The following is a 17,638-nucleotide window of genomic DNA, read 5'->3' as shown; positions in this document are numbered from 1 at the left end:
TTTAAAACATGAGTTGGATAGAATTTTTTGTTGATAAAGGTGGATTAGTTTTTGCATTATTAGGGGCTGCTTTAGCAGTAGGCTTAGCAGGTATAGGATCAGCTAAAGGTATAGGTATAGCTGGAGAGGCTGCTTCAGGGTTAATGACTGAAGAACCAGAAAAGTTTGGTAGTACATTTATATTAGTTGCATTACCTGGTACTCAAGGGTTATACGGATTCGTTATAGCACTTCTATTATTCACTAAAATAGGAATATTTGGTGGAGATGCACCAACTTTTGAATTAGGATTAAAATACTTAATGGCTTGTCTTCCAGTAGCATTAGCAGGATGGCAATCAGCTATAGCTCAAGGTAAAGTTGCAGCAGCTGGTGTTCAAATATTAGCAAAGAGACCAAATGATGTAATGAAGGGTGTTATATATGCTGTTATGGTTGAAACATATGCAGTTTTAGGATTCGTTGCTTCATTATTCATGGTACTATTCATAAAATAGTTTGGAGTGATGGCAAATGTCTAATATTAAAAATCTTACAGAAAAGATTCTGGAAGAAGCAAAGCATAAAGAAAAAGAAATAGCTGCTTATGCAGAAAGTGAAAAAGAAAAAATTCTTTCTTCAAAGATAAAGGAAGCTGACGATGAAAAAAGATTAATTCTTTTAAAAGCAGAAGAAGAGGCTAAAACTAAAAAAGAAAGAATTATATCTAGCACAACTTTAAAGGTAAGAAATGAAAAACTTGAAATAAAACAAAAGCTTATTAGTGAAGTTTTTGATAAGGCATTAGAAGAACTTTGTTCAATGAATTCTAGCAAATTAAAAAACTTCATAAAACATACAATTTTAGATTTAGACATAGAGGGTGATGAAACAATAATTCTCAATGAAGATGGAAAATCAAAAATTGATGATAAGTTTATAGAAGATTTAAATTTTATTTTCCTTGCTAGAAATAAAAAAGGAGAGTTAAAGGTTAGAGAAGAAAATGGAAGCTTTAAAGGTGGATTTATTGTAGAGAAAAATGGAGTTGAAATAAACAACACATTTGAATCTCTAATGGACTCTATGAAAGATGAACTAGAGTATGAAGTATCTAAAGCATTATTTAATTAAGGAGGTTTAGCGTATGGATTCAATGGTATTTACCCAAGTTATACCTAGAATTAGGGTGTTAGAGACTAAACTTCTTGATAAAACTAAACTTGAAAGAATTATAGATTCAAGTTCAGGGGAAGAAGCTTTAAAAATACTTGGTGAAACTGAGTACTCTAACGTTATGGGAAATGTCAAAAGAATAGAAGATTATGAAGAAATATTAAGCTCAGAGTTAAAGAGAGTTTATAAACTTCTATATGAAATATCTCCTATAAAATCTGTAGTAGATGTTATGAGTATAAAATATGATTACCATAACATTAAGGTGCTTATTAAAGAAAAGATATTAAATAAAGATTTTTCAAATATGTTAGTTCCAGTAGGAAAAGTTGATATTTCTAAACTTAAAAATGCTATAGATAATGATTATTATAGAGACTTAAATTCTGTAATGAGAAAATATATAGAAGAGGTTTTTAAAGATTACGAAAATACAAAAGATCCTCAGAGAATAGATATTATATTAGATAAAGGTATGTTTGAAGAACTTCTTATTTTAGATAAAGAAATAGAAGATAAGTTTTTACACAAATATATAACTACGCTAATTGATACAACTAACTTAAAGACTTTGCTTAGAGTAAAAAAACAAGGTAAGGGAAGAGAATTCTTTAGTGAAGTATTAATTTTAGGGGGAACTATTGATAAAGATAAATTATTTGCTTTATTAAATGATTCTGCTGAAAATATAAGCTCAAAACTTTCCTACACAGATTATAGTGAGATTTTAAAGATTGGAATTGAAGCCTATGTTAAAAATGGTTCTTCTGCACTTTTTGAAAAATTAAGTGAAGACTATATTATGAAGCTTATGAAAAATGCTAAATATGTAAGTTTTGGAGTAGAACCTATTTTAGCGTATGTTTATGCTAAAGAAACAGAAATAAAGTTGCTTAGAATTATTATGGTTGGCAAGCTTAATAATATTGCTAGTGAAGTAATAAGAGAAAGGCTGCGTGATAGTTATGTATAAGAAGATAGGAGTAGTTGGAGATAAAGATTCAGTTTTAGCATTCAAGGCATTAGGAATTGAAGTTTTTCCTGTTGTTGAAAAAGAAGAAGCTAGAAAAACTATCGATAGGTTAGCTATGACTGATTACGCAGTTATATTTGTAACGGAGCAGGTTGCAAAGGATATTCAAGAAACTATTGAAAGATATAACAGAATGCTTCTACCTGCTGTAATATTAATTCCAAGTAATCAAGGATCATTAAATATAGGAATTCAAAGAATAAGTGACAACGTAGAAAAAGCAGTTGGCGTTAATATTTTATAGGAAGGTAGGTTTTAGAAGGTGAAAACTGGAAGTATTATAAAAGTTTCAGGTCCTTTAGTAGTTGCTGAAGGAATGGATGAAGCTAATGTATATGATGTATGTAAAGTTGGAGCAAAAGGCCTTATCGGAGAAATCATTGAAATGAGAGGAGATAAGGCATCTATACAGGTATATGAAGAAACGTCAGGAATAGGTCCAGGGGATCCAGTAGTAACTACCGGAGAACCTCTTTCAGTTGAACTTGCACCAGGATTAATAGAGTCAATGTTCGATGGAATACAAAGACCTCTTGATGCATTCATGGAAGCTGCGAACTCATCATTTTTGGTTAAAGGTGTTTCAATACCAAGTTTAAATAGAGAAAAAGTTTGGGGCTTTAATCCTACAGTAAACGTAGGAGATGAGGTTCACGCTGGAGATGTTATAGGAACAGTTCAAGAGTCTCCTGTAGTACTTCATAAAATAATGGTTCCATATGGACTTAAAGGTAAAGTTAAAGAAATAAAAGAAGGGGAATTCACTATTACTGATGTTGTTTGTGTTCTTGAAACTGAAAAAGGTGATAAAGAAGTTTCAATGTTACAAAAATGGCCAGTAAGAAAAGGAAGACCTTATGAGAGAAAGCTAAATCCAGTTGAACCAATGGTTACAGGACAACGTGTTGTAGATACATTTTTCCCTGTAGCTAAAGGTGGAGCAGCAGCTGTTCCAGGACCATTCGGAGCAGGTAAAACTGTAGTTCAACATCAAATAGCAAAGTGGGGAGATACCGAAATTGTTGTTTATGTTGGATGTGGAGAACGTGGTAATGAAATGACAGACGTTCTTAATGAGTTCCCAGAGCTTAAAGATCCAAGAACTGGTGAAAGCTTAATGAAGAGAACAGTACTTATAGCTAACACATCAAACATGCCTGTTGCAGCTAGAGAAGCTTCTATATATACAGGAATAACGATAGCTGAATATTTTAGAGACATGGGATATTCTGTAGCTATAATGGCTGACTCTACATCAAGATGGGCAGAGGCTTTAAGAGAAATGTCAGGTAGACTTGAAGAAATGCCTGGTGATGAAGGCTATCCAGCTTACTTAGGATCGAGACTTGCTGATTATTATGAAAGAGCAGGTAAGGTTGTATGTCTAGGTAATGAGGGAAGACAAGGTGCTATTACAGCAATAGGAGCAGTTTCCCCTCCAGGTGGAGATATATCTGAACCAGTTACACAATCTACTTTAAGAATAGTTAAAGTATTCTGGGGACTAGATGCACAACTTGCATATAGAAGACATTTCCCATCAGTTAACTGGCTAAGTTCGTATTCGTTATATCTAGAAAAGATGGGAGTATGGATGAATGATAATGTTGCACCAGATTGGTCAGCACTTAGAACTGATGCAATGGCACTACTACAAGAAGAAGCAAGTTTAGATGAAATAGTAAGACTTATAGGAATAGATGCTCTTTCAGAGAAAGATAGATTAAAACTTGAAGTTGCAAAGTCTATTAGAGAAGATTACTTGCAACAAAATGCTTTCCATGAAGTAGATACTTATGCTTCATTAGGTAAGCAATATAAGATGTTAAAACTTATACTTAAGTTTTATGACGAAGCAAATAGAGCTTTAGAAGTTGGAGTTTATTTAGATAAAATACTTGCTCTAGAAGTAAGAGACAAAATAGCAAGAAGTAAGTATATAGCAGAAGATGAAATAGCAAAAATAGATGATATTTCTAACGAGCTAAATAAAGCAGTAACTGATTTAATCAACGAAGGAGGGGTTCTAAATGCTTAAGGAATATAGAACAGTTAGAGAAGTAGTAGGACCACTTATGGTTGTTGATGGAGTAAGTGGAGTCAAGTATGATGAACTAGTTGAAATAGAGATGCAAACAGGTGAAAAAAGAAGAGGAAAGGTTCTTGAAGTTAATGGAGAAAAAGCTATGGTACAGCTTTTTGAAGGATCTTCAGGAATAAACCTAAAAGGAACTAAAGCTAAATTTTTAGGTAGACCTCTTGAACTTGGAGTATCTGAGGATATGTTAGGTAGAGTATTTGATGGAATGGGAAGAGCTAAAGATAATGGTCCTAAAATACTTCCTGAAAAAAGAAATGATATTAATGGTGAGGCTATAAATCCAGTAGCAAGAAACTACCCATCAGAGTTTATTCAAACTGGTATATCCGCTATAGATGGATTAAATACGTTAGTTAGAGGACAAAAGCTTCCAGTATTCTCAGCTTCAGGACTTCCTCATGCTGAACTTGCAGCTCAAATAGCAAGACAGGCAAAAGTTTTAAATTCTGATTCAAAGTTTGCTGTTGTATTTGCCGCTATAGGAATAACTTTCGAAGAAGCTGAATTCTTCGTAGAGGAGTTTACTGAAACAGGAGCAATAGATAGATCAGTTCTATTTATGAATCTTGCATCAGACCCTGCAATAGAAAGAATAGCAACACCTAGAATGGCGTTAACTACAGCAGAGTTTTTAGCTTATGAAAAAGGAATGCATGTACTTGTTATAATGACAGATATAACTAACTATTGTGAAGCTTTAAGAGAAGTTTCAGCAGCTAGAAAAGAAGTTCCAGGAAGAAGAGGATATCCAGGTTACTTGTATACTGACCTTTCAACTTTATATGAAAGAGCAGGAAGACTAAAAGGAAAAGAAGGTTCAATAACACAAATACCTATATTAACTATGCCAGAAGAGGATAAAACTCACCCTATTCCTGACTTAACTGGATATATAACAGAAGGGCAGATAATATTATCTAGAGAGTTATACAAAAAAGGTATTACTCCTCCAATAGATGTATTGCCATCTCTATCAAGACTTAAAGATAAGGGTATTGGTAAAGGTAAAACAAGAGAAGATCATGCTGATACTATGAACCAATTATTCTCTGCATATGCACAGGGAAAACAGGCAAAAGAATTAGCAGCTATATTAGGAGAATCAGCTCTATCAGATGCAGACAAAAAATATGCTGAGTTTGCTGAAGCTTTTGAAAAACTATATGTTAATCAAGGTTTCACTACTAATAGATCCATAGAAGAAACACTTAATTTAGGATGGAAGCTTCTAAAAATACTACCAAAAACAGAACTTAAGAGAATCAGAGATGAATTCCTTGAAAAGTATATGCAAGCTAGAGAGGAAGTATAGCATATGGCAAAGTTAAATGTTAATCCTACAAGAATGGAGTTAACAAAACTTAAGAAGAGATTAACCACTGCTGTTAGAGGTCATAAGCTCTTAAAAGATAAACAAGATGAATTAATGAGGCAGTTTATAAGTCTTGTAAAGTATAACAATGACTTAAGAAAAGATGTAGAAGATAAACTTCATGGTTCATTGAAAGACTTTGTTATGGCTAGAGCATTAATGAGTTCTGAGTTTTTAGAAGAAGCTATTGTCTATCCAAAAGAAAGTATATCTGTGGAAGTAGGAAACAAAAACATAATGAGTGTTAATGTACCACTTATGACGTTTAAAAGAAAACTTGAGGGTGATACAGGAAGTATATACCCTTATGGGTTTGCAAACACTTCCTCAGAGTTAGATGACTCTATAAAAGGATTGTATGAAATACTACCAAAACTTCTAGAGTTAGCTGAAGTTGAAAAGAGTTGTCAACTCATGGCTGATGAAATTGAGAAAACTAGAAGAAGAGTTAATGCATTAGAATATATGACAATTCCTCAACTTCAAGAGACTATAAAGTATATTAGAATGAAGCTTGATGAAAATGAAAGAGGAGCTTTAACTAGACTTATGAAAGTTAAGGCTATGATTGAACAAAGAAGCTAAATTAAAAAAGAAGCTATCTCAAAATATTTGAGATAGCTTCTTAAATTTTATCCTCTACTCTTTGGAGTAGGTTGCTTCATTTTCTTTAATTGAGAATGGTCTATTGGAACTAAATCTGTTTTATTAGTCAGATTTAATACATTCATGATAGAGATGTGTTCATTCTTCTCTTTATCACCTTTAAGACCCATAACAATAACTTTATGTCCTTGATTAACTTGAATAAAAGAAGGTTTCTTAAACCAAGAATTTTTCTTATAAACGCATTTAATAACCATTTTACCTGCATCAGGTTTAACTATTAAAGTTGCAGTGATCTTGTGAAAAATCCAAAGAATAGTTTTTGTTTCTATCTTAGATGATAAAACGCTACCTTGAAATTGCGTCATTCTATCGCCATATTTCTTTATGTAAGAATCAGTATAATATTTTGAAATCTTTTCTTTAAAACCCATAATTATAACTCCTTTGTATTTATAATATTATGACATATATTTATTAAACGTAAAAATACAAACTAATTATAACATAATAACATATCTATTCAAATAAAATTTTTATTAGGATTGATTTAATTAAAAAAATCACCCGAAAGCAGGTGATTTTTAATTAGTTTAAGTTTTTTCTAATATCTTCTAGAAGCTCCTCTAAAGAATCTCCAGTAGCATCATTACCATTTACGATAGCTATTCCGCTACAGAAACATTCTCCACATCTTCCAAGGCAACCTTCAACATTAATCTCGCTTTCAGGTATATCCTTTTTTAATACCTCTATTGCTGCATCTGTATATTCATTGTTTTCACAAAAATGTAGTGCCATTTATAAATCCTCCATAAATTAAAGTTAATATAAAGCAATTATAAAATGAGAATTGATATCAGTCAATAGTTATTATTTGTTAACTTTGAATTAAAGACTTTTACTACTATTATGTGGAAGCTTCTCTTAAGGCTTCATAAAATTCCTTTACTGTAGTAAAATAAGATTAAAATAATTTAGAAACAGGTGATTAAATGGGAGCAAGGAATAGCTTAGGACAAACGGAAGAAGAGTTTTTAAAAGAATATGATAGTTCAAAGTATAAAAAGCCATCAGTAACTACGGATAATGTAATATTTTATGTAAAAGAAAATGTTATAGAGGTTTTATTAATTAAGAGAGGGAATCATCCGGATATAAATAAGTGGGCATTTCCAGGTGGATTTATAGAGATGGATGAGAATCTTGAAGTTGCAGCCCTTAGAGAGTTAAAAGAAGAAACAAATCTAGAAGGAATAGAGTTTGAACAGTTACATACTTTTGGAGATGTAGATAGAGATAAGAGAGACAGGATAATTACTGTAGTTTATTTTGCTGTAATTGAGGAAAAAAAGAAAGCTGTAGCAGGGGATGATGCTGGGGATGCAAAGTGGTTTTCTGTAGGTTATGAAAAAATAAGCATAGAGAATTCAGAAGAATATATATTAGATATAAAACTTAAAAGTGATGACTTAGAATTAAATCCACAAATTAGAGTTAGTCAATCTAAAGGTAAATATATAGCAAAAAAGAAATATACACAGATAAAAAAAGATAATATGGCAGGAGATCATGGAAAGGTATTAGCTGTAGCTTTAGAGAAGTTTTTAGAAAAGTTCTAAACAAATTATACATTTATAAGACAGAAAAATAAATATAGCATATTATATATGATAATAAATTAATTTGTATGGAGAAAAAAGTGTTTAATAAAGGAACAAGAATTGGATTAGCTCTTTCCGGAGGAGGTATTCGTGCTCTAATTTTTCATTTGGGTATTTTGAAGTTTTTAGCTGAAAATGGTGATCTTGAAAATGTTAAGACAATTTCTACAGTATCTGGTGGAAGCATTTGCATAGGGCTTATATTGTCTATAAATGATTATAAGTGGCCAACCAGCAAGGAATATTTAGAAAAGGTTTTGCCTGAATGTAAAGGTATAGTTCTTAATAATGATATTACTAGTGGAATGATGAGGCTTAAGGAGAAGTATCCTGAGTATGATACAGTGATGCTATTGGCTAAGGCATTAGAAGAAGAGTGGGGAGTACATGGAGATTTGCAGACTATCCCTTCTTCACTTAATTGGGAAATTAATTGTGCTACTTTTGAAACTACAAAAAATTTCAGGTTTAGCAAAAGACGCATGGGAGATCCTTTATTGGGCTATACAATGAATCCAGATTTTCCAATTTCAAATGCTGTTGCTGCTTCAGCCGCCTTTCCAGAGATCATAGGGACATATAGATTAGATATGAGTTTATATAAGTGGTATAAAGATGAGTTAGGAAATACCCCTTTAACTGATACACGGGATTTTTGTAATTTGTGGGATGGGGGTGTTTATGATAACCTTGGTCTTGAAGTATTATATAGACCAGGATTTGGACTTAAAAAAGGAATTGATTTTTTAGTTGTAAGTGATGCATCTTCTCCAATTTATGAACAAGAATACTCTAGGGAGAACAGATTAGAAAATCTTCAACGTATTTGGGATATCAGTGTTAAAAAATTAAATGAATTAGTAGTTAGAAGCTTATTTAGAGATGTGATAAATAAGGGGAAAGGCGCTTATTTAAAAACAGGTACTTTTGTTTTGGATGTTCTAAAGAAGTTACCTATTCCCCACAAAATCATAATAAAACTTGGTGAAACATCTCTATCTCATGAGAGAGTAATACTTGCAATGAATTATCCTACAACTCTAATAGCTCCAACTTCTGAAGAATTTGAGCTGATTTTAAGACATGGTTATGAAACAGCATCGTGCATTAGGATAAAATCCATATTTGAAAAGTTATAGATATTTTTATCTTTAAGCTAACTAAGTGGAACAAGATTCTTCATACTTATATCTAAACATGGAGAAGAGTGAGTAAGTGCACCTAAAGATATAAAATCAACCCCCAAAGAAGCATATCTAGAAATATTGTCTAAAGTGATATTCCCGGAACATTCAACTAGAGCCTTGTCCTTAATTAAGCTCAAGGCTTCTTTTATGTTATCAAGGGACATATTATCTAACATTATAATATCTGCTCTTGCCTCTAAGGCCTCTTTTACCATATCTAAGGTTTCAACCTCAACTTCAACTTTTCTAACAAAAGAAGAATTTTCACGAGCTTTAGTTACAGCAGCTTTAACTCCCCCTGCAAAAGCAACATGATTGTCTTTTAAAAGTATTCCATCAGATAAATTGAATCTATGATTTTGTCCACCTCCAATTTTTACAGAATATTTTTCTAAGGCCCTTAGATTAGGAGTGGTTTTTCTTGTATCTAATATCTTTATTTTTGAATCTTTTATAATGGATACAACTTTATTTGTATAAGTTGATATACCACTCATTCTTCCTAAAAAATTTAAAGCAACCCTTTCACCAGATAATATAATTCGTGTACTTCCAGTAAGTTCACCTATTTTTTCTTTATTATAGACCTTATCTCCATCTTTTTTATATAAATCAACTTTAACCGAAAATTCAGAGTTTAAAGAAAGAAGTTTAAATACTCTTTTAAAAACCTCAAGTCCAGCTAAGACTCCATCTTCTTTTGCAATCAAATCAACTTTGCTTTTTGATTCAAGGGGTATAATAGCTTCTGTAGAAATATCTCCATTTGGAATATCTTCAATTAAAGCATCTTTAATTATTTTATCCAGTATAAGCAAATTCAACATTTATATTTCCTGCCTTTCTTTTAAATTCCTCAATTGTACTTATTCGATTTCTTGACAATATTTCCATAGGGGTACCTTTTATTTTAGGTGGATTGAAATTTATAAGAGACATGCTATCTATTGAAAGATTAATTGAGTTAGCAGCTCTTCTAGAAAACACAAGTGCTTCAAGAATAGAGTTAGAAGCAAGTCTGTTTGCACCATGAACTCCAGTACAACTGGTTTCTCCTACAGCATATAAATTTCTAAGAGAAGTATAGGAATTTAAATCAACCTTTATTCCTCCCATAAAGTAATGCTGTGCTGGAGATACTGGTATTGATTCTTTAGTAATATCTATTCCCTTATTTAAGCAATTTTCATAGATAGCTGGGAATCTATTTATTAAGTAATTGCTGTTTAAAAAAGATATATCCAAATACACATGAGAACTATTTGTTTTCTTCATTTCCTCATATATAGCTTTTGATACCACATCTCTAGGCAAAAGTTCATTTACAAATCGTTCTCTTTTAGAGTTTAGTAAGATTCCTCCTTCTCCGCGCACAGATTCAGAGATTAAAAATCTTCTTTTAGAGGCATTCATCTCATATAAAGCTGTGGGGTGAATCTGGATATATTCTAGATCTTTAAGTTTTATGTTGTGTTTTAAAGCAATGCTTATAGAATCTCCAGTTAATGCACGTTGATTTGTAGAATTTACAAATAGGCCACCTATACCACCAGTAGCTAAAATCACAATCTTTGAATGAATAAACAATTGAGAACTATCATTTAGAAAAATACCACCTACACAAGTTTCTTCCTTTTCCATTAAATCTATAAGAGTAGTTTTTTCTAAAATAGTAACGTTATCTAGGGCTTTCACCTTATGGATTAAAGTTTCTTGAACTGATTTACCTGTAGTATCTTTTACATGTACTATTCTATTAACACTATGAGCACCTTCCTTTGTGAATTCAAAAGAAGAATCTTCCTTAAAGTCAAAAGGAACTCCTAAGGATTTTAGATTAAGAATGTTTTCTATGGATTCTTCTGCTAAAACCTTCACGGCTTCTTTATTGTTTTTATATTGTCCAGCTTTTAGGGTATCCTCAATAAATAAAGGAATATCTTCTTTAGATAAGGCAGTGGAAATTCCTCCTTGAGCTAAAAAACTGTTTGTATCTGCTATACTTTCTTTTGATACAATAGTTATATTTAAATCTTTTCTTAGATTTAAGGTTAGGTAAAGTCCCGAAATTCCGCTACCAACTATTAAAACATCAGTGAATAACTCCATATTAATCCCTTCTTTTAGATAATTTGTGTATTTAATTTAAGACAATAGGTATAAGGAACTTAAGACAATTTGTGCATGTTTTCTAGCGCTTTATAAGCCTTCATTCTGACATCTTCATCTAAAATTATTTCATTGGTTTCTTCTTTTAATGTAATATAGATGTCTTCTAATGTGGTTTTCTTCATATTAATACAAGTCATAGTAGTTCCAGGAACATAGAACTTTTTATGAGGACTTCTTTTTTTCATTTCATGAAGAACTCCAGATTCAGTTAACACTATAAATTCATCTTTAGGGGAGCTTACTGAATAATCTATAATTTCACCTGTACTTCCTAAAAAGTTTGCCATATCCCTTATTTCTTTTTCACACTCAGGATGAACTAATACTTCTGCAAGAGGACGTAAATCTTTCAAGGCTTGTACAGTTTCTTTTTTTACTTTCTTATGAGTAATGCAATAACCATCCCAAAGATAAAACTTTTTATTTGGAAACTGTTCCGCTATATATTCTCCAAGATTTTTGTCAGGTAGAAAAATAATTTCTTCATTAGGTATGTTTTTCATGATGTTTAGAGCAGAAGATGAAGTAACACAAACATCACACAAGGCCTTAACATCTGTATTTGAATTGATGTAGCTTACAACTAAAGCATTAGGGTGTTTCTCTTTTAGTTTAGCTAAGCTTTGAACATCTGCCATGTCAGCCATAGGACAGCCAGCATCTGAGTTTGGTAAATATACTTTTTTATTTGGAGATAAAATTTTAGCGCTTTCAGCCATAAATTTTACGCCACAAAAAATTATAGCTTGCTCAGGACTATTCATAGCTATCTTACTTAAATAATATGAATCGCCAACATAATCAGCTATATCTTGAACTTCATCTCTTTGATAATAATGGGCTAAAATCAAAGCATTTTTTTCTTTTTTAAGATTTTTAATTTCATCTACTAGATTCATAAGTTAAACTCCTAAATAAATATTTTGTTAGTGTATATACAGCAGTATACTCCTAAAGTTTTGATAATTCAACCTAATAATAATTCACTGAATTTTGTTAAAATGTCAGTGTTTATATTATCCCATTAAGTTCACACTAGAAGTTAATAGTTTATTCATTGACCAAAAGTAGGAATTATGGCATAATATGAGGTATAAGATAACCTTTAAAATAATATGATTAACTGGGATGGGATAAGATGAGTACGATTGAGAATATTATAAATACATATAACAATATTAAAAACAAGTTAAGATTTGATGGAGAATATTTAAATTATTTTGCTTCAATACTTTCTACTGTTAATAAAAATATAATTAATTATGATAAAATAAAATATATAAGAAGATTTTTTTCAGATAGAACAGCTTGGCATTCATCTTTTAGAGGGACAGGACTTTATACAATATCAATAATTCTTTCTTTTGAAGAGGACTTAGATGAAAAAATGGAGAAGATTATAGAGATAGAGCAGGAGTTAGTATCTAAGGGTTTTAGAGAAAGTTCTTATTTGGCTTTAGCAAGTTATATTTTACATAAGAGTAAGGATAGCAATGTTATTCAAAGATTTATAGATATGTATGATGTTATACATGGTAAAAGTGATAAGATAACTTGTGAAGAAGATTATCCAATGATAGCGCTTGTTGTATACAAAAATATAAGTGGAGAAATTCTTACAAGTAAGTATGATGACTATTTTAGTGTGTACAAATTTGTTGAAGTTAAGAGTAATGACATCACTCAGGATATGGTGATTTCTTCTATAATTTTTAATAATGGAATAAACCTTAATGATAATATGATGAAGGAAAAGATTGAAGCACAATATGCTATTTTATATCCTATATTTTTTAATAAAACTGAAAATACAGTTAAGATGTTAGATATATGGGAGGGAAAACTTGAAGAGCATGTGGAGCTTCAGTTATTTATGGATGGAAGCTTTAGAAGATTTTTAGCCATGGTTTTAATATTACAAAACAACAAGGATATATCAAATGAAGATCTAGAAATGCTCATATCTTTATGCGTATTAAACTTTACTAAAACTCAGGAAACATCAATATTAAGTGATCTAGTGTAATGAGGGATAAATATGAATAAAAAGATTATTCATGTGGATATGGATGCGTTTTTTGCATCTGTAGAAGTTATGGATAACCCAAAACTTAAAGGGAAACCAGTAATAGTTGGAGGAACAAGTGAAAGAGGAGTGGTAGCTACTTGTTCTTATGAAGCTAGAGCCTTTGGAGTTCATTCAGCCATGCCTTTATTTATGGCAAAGGAGAAGTGTCCTCATGGGGTATATCTGCCAGTTAGATATGGAAGGTATAAGGAGATATCAAGAAAGGTTTTCTCTATTTTAGAAGAGATTACGTCTATAATTGAACCAGTATCTATAGATGAGGCGTATTTAGACGTTACAAACAGTAAATTAACTGCTATGGAAGCTGCTTTATATATTAAAAAAGCTATTAGAAGAGAACTTGGAATTACTATTTCTGCAGGAATTTCTTACAATAAGTTTTTAGCTAAAATAGCTTCCGAATGGAACAAACCAGATGGAATAAAGGAAATAACTGAAGATATGGTTCCAGAAATACTTTTTCCACTATCAGTTTCCAAAATTCATGGATTAGGGGAGAAGTCTGTAAAAAAATTAAATAACATAGGAATATTCAGGGTAAAGGATTTATATGCTTTACCCAATGAGCTTTTCACTTATTATTTTGGTAAGTATGGAGATGATATATATAACAGAATAAGAGGAATAGATAACAGAGAAGTTAAGATAAATCATGATAGAAAATCTATAGGAAAAGAAACAACTTTAAGAAAAAATACAAATGATAGAGAAGAACTTTTAGAGTATATAGATAGATTTTCTAAAGAAATTTCAGATATTTTAATAGATAGAAATCTATCAGGAAGAACCTTAACTATAAAATATAAAACCTGGGATTTTAAATCTCATACTAAAAGTAAAACCTTAATGAACTATGTAGATAAATATGATGAGATATTTAAAAATGCAGTAGATATATTAACTGATGAATTAATTGAAGAAGAACTTAGACTAATAGGATTATCTATATCTTCTTTAAAAGAAAATAAAATACAGCAATTAAGATTATTCTAGTAAAAGAATAGACATAAATTAATATATAATTTATAATCACTTAATGTAGAGAGAAATTAGTAAACCAATTCTTTTGAAAAAGTTTACTCAGGAGGAATGTATATATGAATAATAATGAATTATCAAAATTTATTGACCACACTGTATTAAAGGCTGAAACTTCAGAAAAAGCTGTAGAGAAAGTTTGCAAGGAAGCTTTAGAGTATAAATTCGCCTCTGTATGTATTAATCCTTGTAATGTTAAGTTAGCTTCAAAGCTATTAGAAGGAAGCGAAGTTAAGGTATGTACAGTTATAGGATTCCCTTTAGGTGCAAATACTTCAAAGGTTAAAGCATTTGAAACAGAAGACGCAATAGCAAATGGTGCTCATGAAGTGGATATGGTTATAAACATAGGAAAGCTAAAAGATAAGGACTATGACTACGTTAGAGAAGATATAAAAGCAGTTGTAAATGCAGCTAAAGGTAAAGCGCTTACAAAAGTTATAATAGAAACTTGCTTACTTACAGATGAAGAGAAAGTAAAAGCTTGTGAACTTGCAAAAGAAGCTGGAGCAGATTTTGTAAAAACTTCTACAGGATTTTCTACAGGTGGAGCAACACCTGCTGATATAAAGCTTATGAGAGAAACAGTAGGACCAGAGATGGGAGTTAAAGCATCAGGTGGAGTTAGAAATATAGATGATGCAGAAGCTGTTATAAAAAATGGTGCTACAAGAATAGGGGCATCATCATCAATTGATATAGTTGAAGGAAGAACATCAAAAAGCAATTACTAAAATAAAAGAAGTACTCTTAAAGAATATGCATCTTTAGAGTACTTTTTTATTATTTTAATTGAAAAAAACTATTCCTAAAATTGGCTAATAAGAATATTTATATATTAAACAATTAAATAAGGAGGAAACTACTCTACCTTAAGAAGAGTGGTAAATTTTATGAAAAGAGAGTTAACTCCAAAAGAAGTAATTTACAATATTGATTTAAATCAAGCCTTTCCCTTTAATAATAGGAATAATGTACAACAATACTCAGATGTTTATAAAAAAATTCAGTTAGCCTTTGGAATTAATAAGGAAGGATATAATGTTTATGTTGTAGATACTTTTTCAAAAGATAAAATAGATGATATAACAAACTTTATTAAAGATATTCTAAAGAAAAGAGAAAAACCTAAGGATATTTGTTACGTGATTTATGAAGATCCTAGATATCCAACAGGTTTATTTTTAAGTAATGGCAATGGATTAAAAATGAAAAAGGTAGTTGAAGAGATAAAAGAATTATATTATGATTCTATAATTGATTTTTATAACTCATCTAATAATAAAGATAAAGAGGATATATTAGATGAGGTATACAAAAAAAGAAGCGAGCATATTGGAACTTTAGTAGATATGGCTAAGGAGGAAGGTTTTGATTTAAAGGCAACCACTCAAGGATTTGTGTTTATCCCACTTAAAGAGGGGGAGGCCATGAGTGAGAAGGACTATGACAATCTTATACAAAATGATAAAGATAATATTATTACAAGAGCAAGTAAACTCAAGACTGGGGCAGAAGAAATTCTAGAAGAACTTAAAGAGCTAGAACTAGATTCTATAGAAAAGATCAGAGATATTTTAGAAAAATATCTAGAAGATGTTATGAAAAATAACAGAGAAAGGTATTGTAATATATTTAAAGAAGATGAAGCTGCCTTAGAGTATTTAGAGTTTATTTATAAACATGTAGAAGAATCTATAATAAATAGCTATACAATTAACTTAGAAGATGATGAGGGAAAGATAGGAGAAATTCTTAATAAGTTTCAAGTAAATGTTATAGTTGATAACAGCGAAAATGAATATCCACAAGTAATATTTGAAGAAGATCCAACCGTAAATAATCTTCTAGGAAATATAGAGTATGAAAACCATAATGGTGTATATTCTACCGATGTATCATTAATAACTTCAGGTTCTATTTTAAGAGCAAATGAAGGTTGCCTTATAATAAGGATGAGTTCATTAATTAATAGTCCAGGTAGTTATTTTTATCTTAAAAAAGCACTTCTAAATAAAAAGGTATCCTATGATTATAACAGAGGATACTTTGAATTTCTTTCATTAAATGGATTAAAGCCGCTACCAATAAATATGAATTTAAAGGTGATATTAATAGGAGATTTTGAAATCTATGATTTGTTATACTCAAATGATGAAGATTTCAAAAATATATTTCCTATAAGAGCTCATATGAAATCAACAATAGATGTTGATAATGATGTAATAGCTCAAGTGGTGAATTTAATATTTAAAATAGTAGATAACAACAAACTGCTTAAGATAACTGAAGGTGGTATAAAGGAGATATTTAAATTTTTAGCTAGAAAAGCATCTTCGAAATCAGAAGTCTTGGTAGATGAGTTGGAAATAGAAAAACTTTTGTTTTTGGCAAATAATTCAGCAGCTTTAGATGGGGAGATTAATGCTAAACATATAATAAAAGCTTATTATAATGAAGAGCATATAGAAGAAGAGATTTTTAAGATGTATAAAAGTAAAAAGATGATAATAAACGTAAAAGATAAGATTGTAGGTTCAATTAATGGGCTTGCAGTAATAGATTTAGGATATTTGAGTTTTGGAAAACCCATGAGAATTACTTGTGTATGTACAAAAGGAGAAGGCAGAATCATTGATGCTCAACGAGAAAGTAATTTAAGTGGTAAAATTCATGGTAAATCTTTAGGAATACTAAAGGCAGTTTTAAATAAATTTTTTTCACCTTATGAAAGAATACCTGTAAATTTTCACTTGAGCTTTGAGCAAACTTATGGAATGGTTGAAGGAGATTCAGCATCAGTAGCCGAGATAGTAGCTATAATATCATCTCTAAGCAAAAGAGGAATAAAACAATCTATAGCTGTTACAGGCTCTATAAATCAATTTGGAGAGATTCAGCCTATTGGCGGTGTAAATGAAAAGATAGAAGGATTTTTTAAGGTATGTGAGATTCTAGATACAGTAAAAGGTAAGGGTGTTGTTATACCAGCTGCTAATAAAGATGAACTAGTTTTAAGTCCTAAAGTTGAAGAAGCTGTAACTCGGGGAGATTTTAAAATTTATACAATGGATGATTTAACGGATGCCATAAAAATCCTTATTCAAGAAGAAGGAGAAACATTAGAAGAGTTATTAGCATTTATGAAACAGGAATTGAATAAGTATGGAAAGTAATGATTTAGAGGGCGTAAGGCCCTCTCAGAGTGTCGACAAAGTCGA

At 30.8% G+C, this 17,638-nt stretch carries 18 protein-coding genes; 13 read left to right on the top strand and 5 right to left on the bottom strand.

Annotated elements, in window-relative coordinates; all coding sequences use genetic code 11:
• The first annotated feature begins 8 nt into the window (after nt 1-8).
• The 7 genes from B3N22_RS13590 to B3N22_RS13560 are packed head-to-tail and all read left to right on the top strand — an operon-like array spanning nt 9 to nt 6,246.
• The gene (locus B3N22_RS13590) at nt 9-497 is read left to right on the top strand and encodes a V-type ATP synthase subunit K (RefSeq protein ID WP_238902551.1); all 489 of its coding nucleotides are present in this window, start codon (nt 9-11) and stop codon (nt 495-497) included.
• 16 nt (nt 498-513) lie between these two features.
• A complete protein-coding gene (locus B3N22_RS13585) occupies nt 514-1,113 on the top strand; it encodes a V-type ATP synthase subunit E (protein ID WP_286907946.1) in 600 nt (199 codons plus the stop codon).
• Nucleotides 1,114-1,126: 13 nt separating this feature from the next.
• Nucleotides 1,127-2,128: a V-type ATP synthase subunit C gene (locus tag B3N22_RS13580; protein ID WP_073018714.1), complete on the top strand. Its 1,002-nt coding sequence runs from the start codon at nt 1,127-1,129 to the stop codon at nt 2,126-2,128.
• On the top strand, nt 2,121-2,432 hold the full coding sequence (locus tag B3N22_RS13575; protein ID WP_073018928.1) for a V-type ATP synthase subunit F: 312 nt from the start codon (nt 2,121-2,123) through the stop codon (nt 2,430-2,432). The genes B3N22_RS13580 and B3N22_RS13575 overlap by 8 nt, the downstream gene beginning before the upstream one ends.
• A gap of 18 nt (nt 2,433-2,450) precedes the next feature.
• Nucleotides 2,451-4,226 carry a V-type ATP synthase subunit A gene (locus B3N22_RS13570; RefSeq protein WP_286907945.1) on the top strand — a complete coding sequence of 592 codons (1,776 nt, stop codon included), beginning with the start codon at nt 2,451-2,453 and terminating at the stop codon, nt 4,224-4,226.
• Entirely contained in the window at nt 4,219-5,601 is a 1,383-nt protein-coding gene (locus tag B3N22_RS13565; protein WP_286907943.1) for a V-type ATP synthase subunit B, read from the top strand. Before B3N22_RS13570 ends, B3N22_RS13565 begins: the two co-directional genes overlap by 8 nt.
• A 3-nt stretch (nt 5,602-5,604) precedes the next feature.
• Complete coding sequence (locus tag B3N22_RS13560) at nt 5,605-6,246, top strand: V-type ATP synthase subunit D (protein ID WP_021800972.1); 642 nt, start codon at nt 5,605-5,607, stop codon at nt 6,244-6,246.
• A gap of 47 nt (nt 6,247-6,293) precedes the next feature.
• Here B3N22_RS13560 and B3N22_RS13555 read toward each other — a convergent pair whose 3' ends face one another.
• Both B3N22_RS13555 and B3N22_RS13550 read right to left on the bottom strand, forming a co-directional pair.
• Nucleotides 6,294-6,701: a hypothetical protein gene (locus B3N22_RS13555; RefSeq protein ID WP_021800973.1), complete on the bottom strand. Its 408-nt coding sequence runs from the start codon at nt 6,699-6,701 to the stop codon at nt 6,294-6,296.
• A 154-nt stretch (nt 6,702-6,855) separates the two neighbouring features.
• Entirely contained in the window at nt 6,856-7,068 is a 213-nt protein-coding gene (locus B3N22_RS13550) for a DUF1450 domain-containing protein (protein ID WP_238902547.1), read from the bottom strand.
• A gap of 194 nt (nt 7,069-7,262) precedes the next feature.
• Between B3N22_RS13550 and B3N22_RS13545 the strand changes: the two genes are divergently transcribed.
• A complete protein-coding gene (locus B3N22_RS13545) occupies nt 7,263-7,889 on the top strand; it encodes an NUDIX hydrolase (RefSeq protein ID WP_286907940.1) in 627 nt (208 codons plus the stop codon).
• 80 nt (nt 7,890-7,969) lie between these two features.
• Complete coding sequence (locus B3N22_RS13540) at nt 7,970-9,070, top strand: patatin-like phospholipase family protein (RefSeq protein WP_286907939.1); 1,101 nt, start codon at nt 7,970-7,972, stop codon at nt 9,068-9,070.
• A 17-nt stretch (nt 9,071-9,087) separates the two neighbouring features.
• Here the strand turns inward: B3N22_RS13540 and nadC are convergent, their stop codons facing one another.
• From nadC to nadA, 3 genes are read right to left on the bottom strand one after another with little or no spacing between them, the layout of a single operon-like run.
• Nucleotides 9,088-9,945: a carboxylating nicotinate-nucleotide diphosphorylase gene (gene nadC / locus B3N22_RS13535; protein ID WP_286907936.1), complete on the bottom strand. Its 858-nt coding sequence runs from the start codon at nt 9,943-9,945 to the stop codon at nt 9,088-9,090.
• Complete coding sequence (locus tag B3N22_RS13530; RefSeq protein ID WP_286907935.1) at nt 9,920-11,227, bottom strand: L-aspartate oxidase; 1,308 nt, start codon at nt 11,225-11,227, stop codon at nt 9,920-9,922. Before B3N22_RS13530 ends, nadC begins: the two co-directional genes overlap by 26 nt.
• 59 nt (nt 11,228-11,286) lie before the next feature.
• Nucleotides 11,287-12,189, bottom strand: a complete 903-nt coding sequence (gene nadA, locus B3N22_RS13525; protein ID WP_286907933.1) for a quinolinate synthase NadA — start codon at nt 12,187-12,189, stop codon at nt 11,287-11,289.
• Nucleotides 12,190-12,428: 239 nt separating this feature from the next.
• On the opposite strand from nadA, the gene B3N22_RS13520 reads away from it, so the two are divergent.
• The 4 genes from B3N22_RS13520 (at nt 12,429) to B3N22_RS13505 (ending at nt 17,593) form a co-directional block, all read left to right on the top strand.
• Nucleotides 12,429-13,316 carry a DUF4003 family protein gene (locus B3N22_RS13520; protein ID WP_238902541.1) on the top strand — a complete coding sequence of 296 codons (888 nt, stop codon included), beginning with the start codon at nt 12,429-12,431 and terminating at the stop codon, nt 13,314-13,316.
• Between the two features lie 12 nt (nt 13,317-13,328).
• Nucleotides 13,329-14,372: a DNA polymerase IV gene (locus tag B3N22_RS13515; protein ID WP_286907930.1), complete on the top strand. Its 1,044-nt coding sequence runs from the start codon at nt 13,329-13,331 to the stop codon at nt 14,370-14,372.
• A gap of 104 nt (nt 14,373-14,476) precedes the next feature.
• A complete protein-coding gene (gene deoC / locus B3N22_RS13510) occupies nt 14,477-15,151 on the top strand; it encodes a deoxyribose-phosphate aldolase (RefSeq protein WP_286907928.1) in 675 nt (224 codons plus the stop codon).
• 159 nt (nt 15,152-15,310) lie between these two features.
• Nucleotides 15,311-17,593, top strand: a complete 2,283-nt coding sequence (locus B3N22_RS13505; RefSeq protein ID WP_286907926.1) for an AAA family ATPase — start codon at nt 15,311-15,313, stop codon at nt 17,591-17,593.
• Nucleotides 17,594-17,638: the final 45 nt, after the last annotated feature.

Source organism: Clostridium sp. UBA1652 (assembly GCF_002320975.1).
Lineage (GTDB): Bacteria > Bacillota > Clostridia > Clostridiales > Clostridiaceae > Clostridium_T > Clostridium_T intestinale.
Note: the sequence above shows the minus strand (reverse complement) of the source record. Positions and strands in the feature narration are given on the sequence as shown.

Excerpts from the sequence above, each read along its gene's own strand:
- B3N22_RS13590 (WP_238902551.1), top strand. The coding sequence starts at position 9 with ATGAGTTGGATAGAATTTTTTGTTGATAAAGGTGGATTAGTTTTTGCA.
- B3N22_RS13585 (WP_286907946.1), top strand. The coding sequence starts at position 514 with ATGTCTAATATTAAAAATCTTACAGAAAAGATTCTGGAAGAAGCAAAG.
- B3N22_RS13580 (WP_073018714.1), top strand. The coding sequence starts at position 1,127 with ATGGATTCAATGGTATTTACCCAAGTTATACCTAGAATTAGGGTGTTA.
- B3N22_RS13575 (WP_073018928.1), top strand. The coding sequence starts at position 2,121 with ATGTATAAGAAGATAGGAGTAGTTGGAGATAAAGATTCAGTTTTAGCA.
- B3N22_RS13565 (WP_286907943.1), top strand. The coding sequence starts at position 4,219 with ATGCTTAAGGAATATAGAACAGTTAGAGAAGTAGTAGGACCACTTATG.
- B3N22_RS13560 (WP_021800972.1), top strand. The coding sequence starts at position 5,605 with ATGGCAAAGTTAAATGTTAATCCTACAAGAATGGAGTTAACAAAACTT.
- B3N22_RS13555 (WP_021800973.1), bottom strand. The coding sequence starts at position 6,701 with ATGGGTTTTAAAGAAAAGATTTCAAAATATTATACTGATTCTTACATA.
- B3N22_RS13550 (WP_238902547.1), bottom strand. The coding sequence starts at position 7,068 with ATGGCACTACATTTTTGTGAAAACAATGAATATACAGATGCAGCAATA.
- B3N22_RS13545 (WP_286907940.1), top strand. The coding sequence starts at position 7,263 with ATGGGAGCAAGGAATAGCTTAGGACAAACGGAAGAAGAGTTTTTAAAA.
- nadC (WP_286907936.1), bottom strand. The coding sequence starts at position 9,945 with ATGTTGAATTTGCTTATACTGGATAAAATAATTAAAGATGCTTTAATT.
- B3N22_RS13530 (WP_286907935.1), bottom strand. The coding sequence starts at position 11,227 with ATGGAGTTATTCACTGATGTTTTAATAGTTGGTAGCGGAATTTCGGGA.
- nadA (WP_286907933.1), bottom strand. The coding sequence starts at position 12,189 with ATGAATCTAGTAGATGAAATTAAAAATCTTAAAAAAGAAAAAAATGCT.
- B3N22_RS13520 (WP_238902541.1), top strand. The coding sequence starts at position 12,429 with ATGAGTACGATTGAGAATATTATAAATACATATAACAATATTAAAAAC.
- B3N22_RS13515 (WP_286907930.1), top strand. The coding sequence starts at position 13,329 with ATGAATAAAAAGATTATTCATGTGGATATGGATGCGTTTTTTGCATCT.
- deoC (WP_286907928.1), top strand. The coding sequence starts at position 14,477 with ATGAATAATAATGAATTATCAAAATTTATTGACCACACTGTATTAAAG.
- B3N22_RS13505 (WP_286907926.1), top strand. The coding sequence starts at position 15,311 with ATGAAAAGAGAGTTAACTCCAAAAGAAGTAATTTACAATATTGATTTA.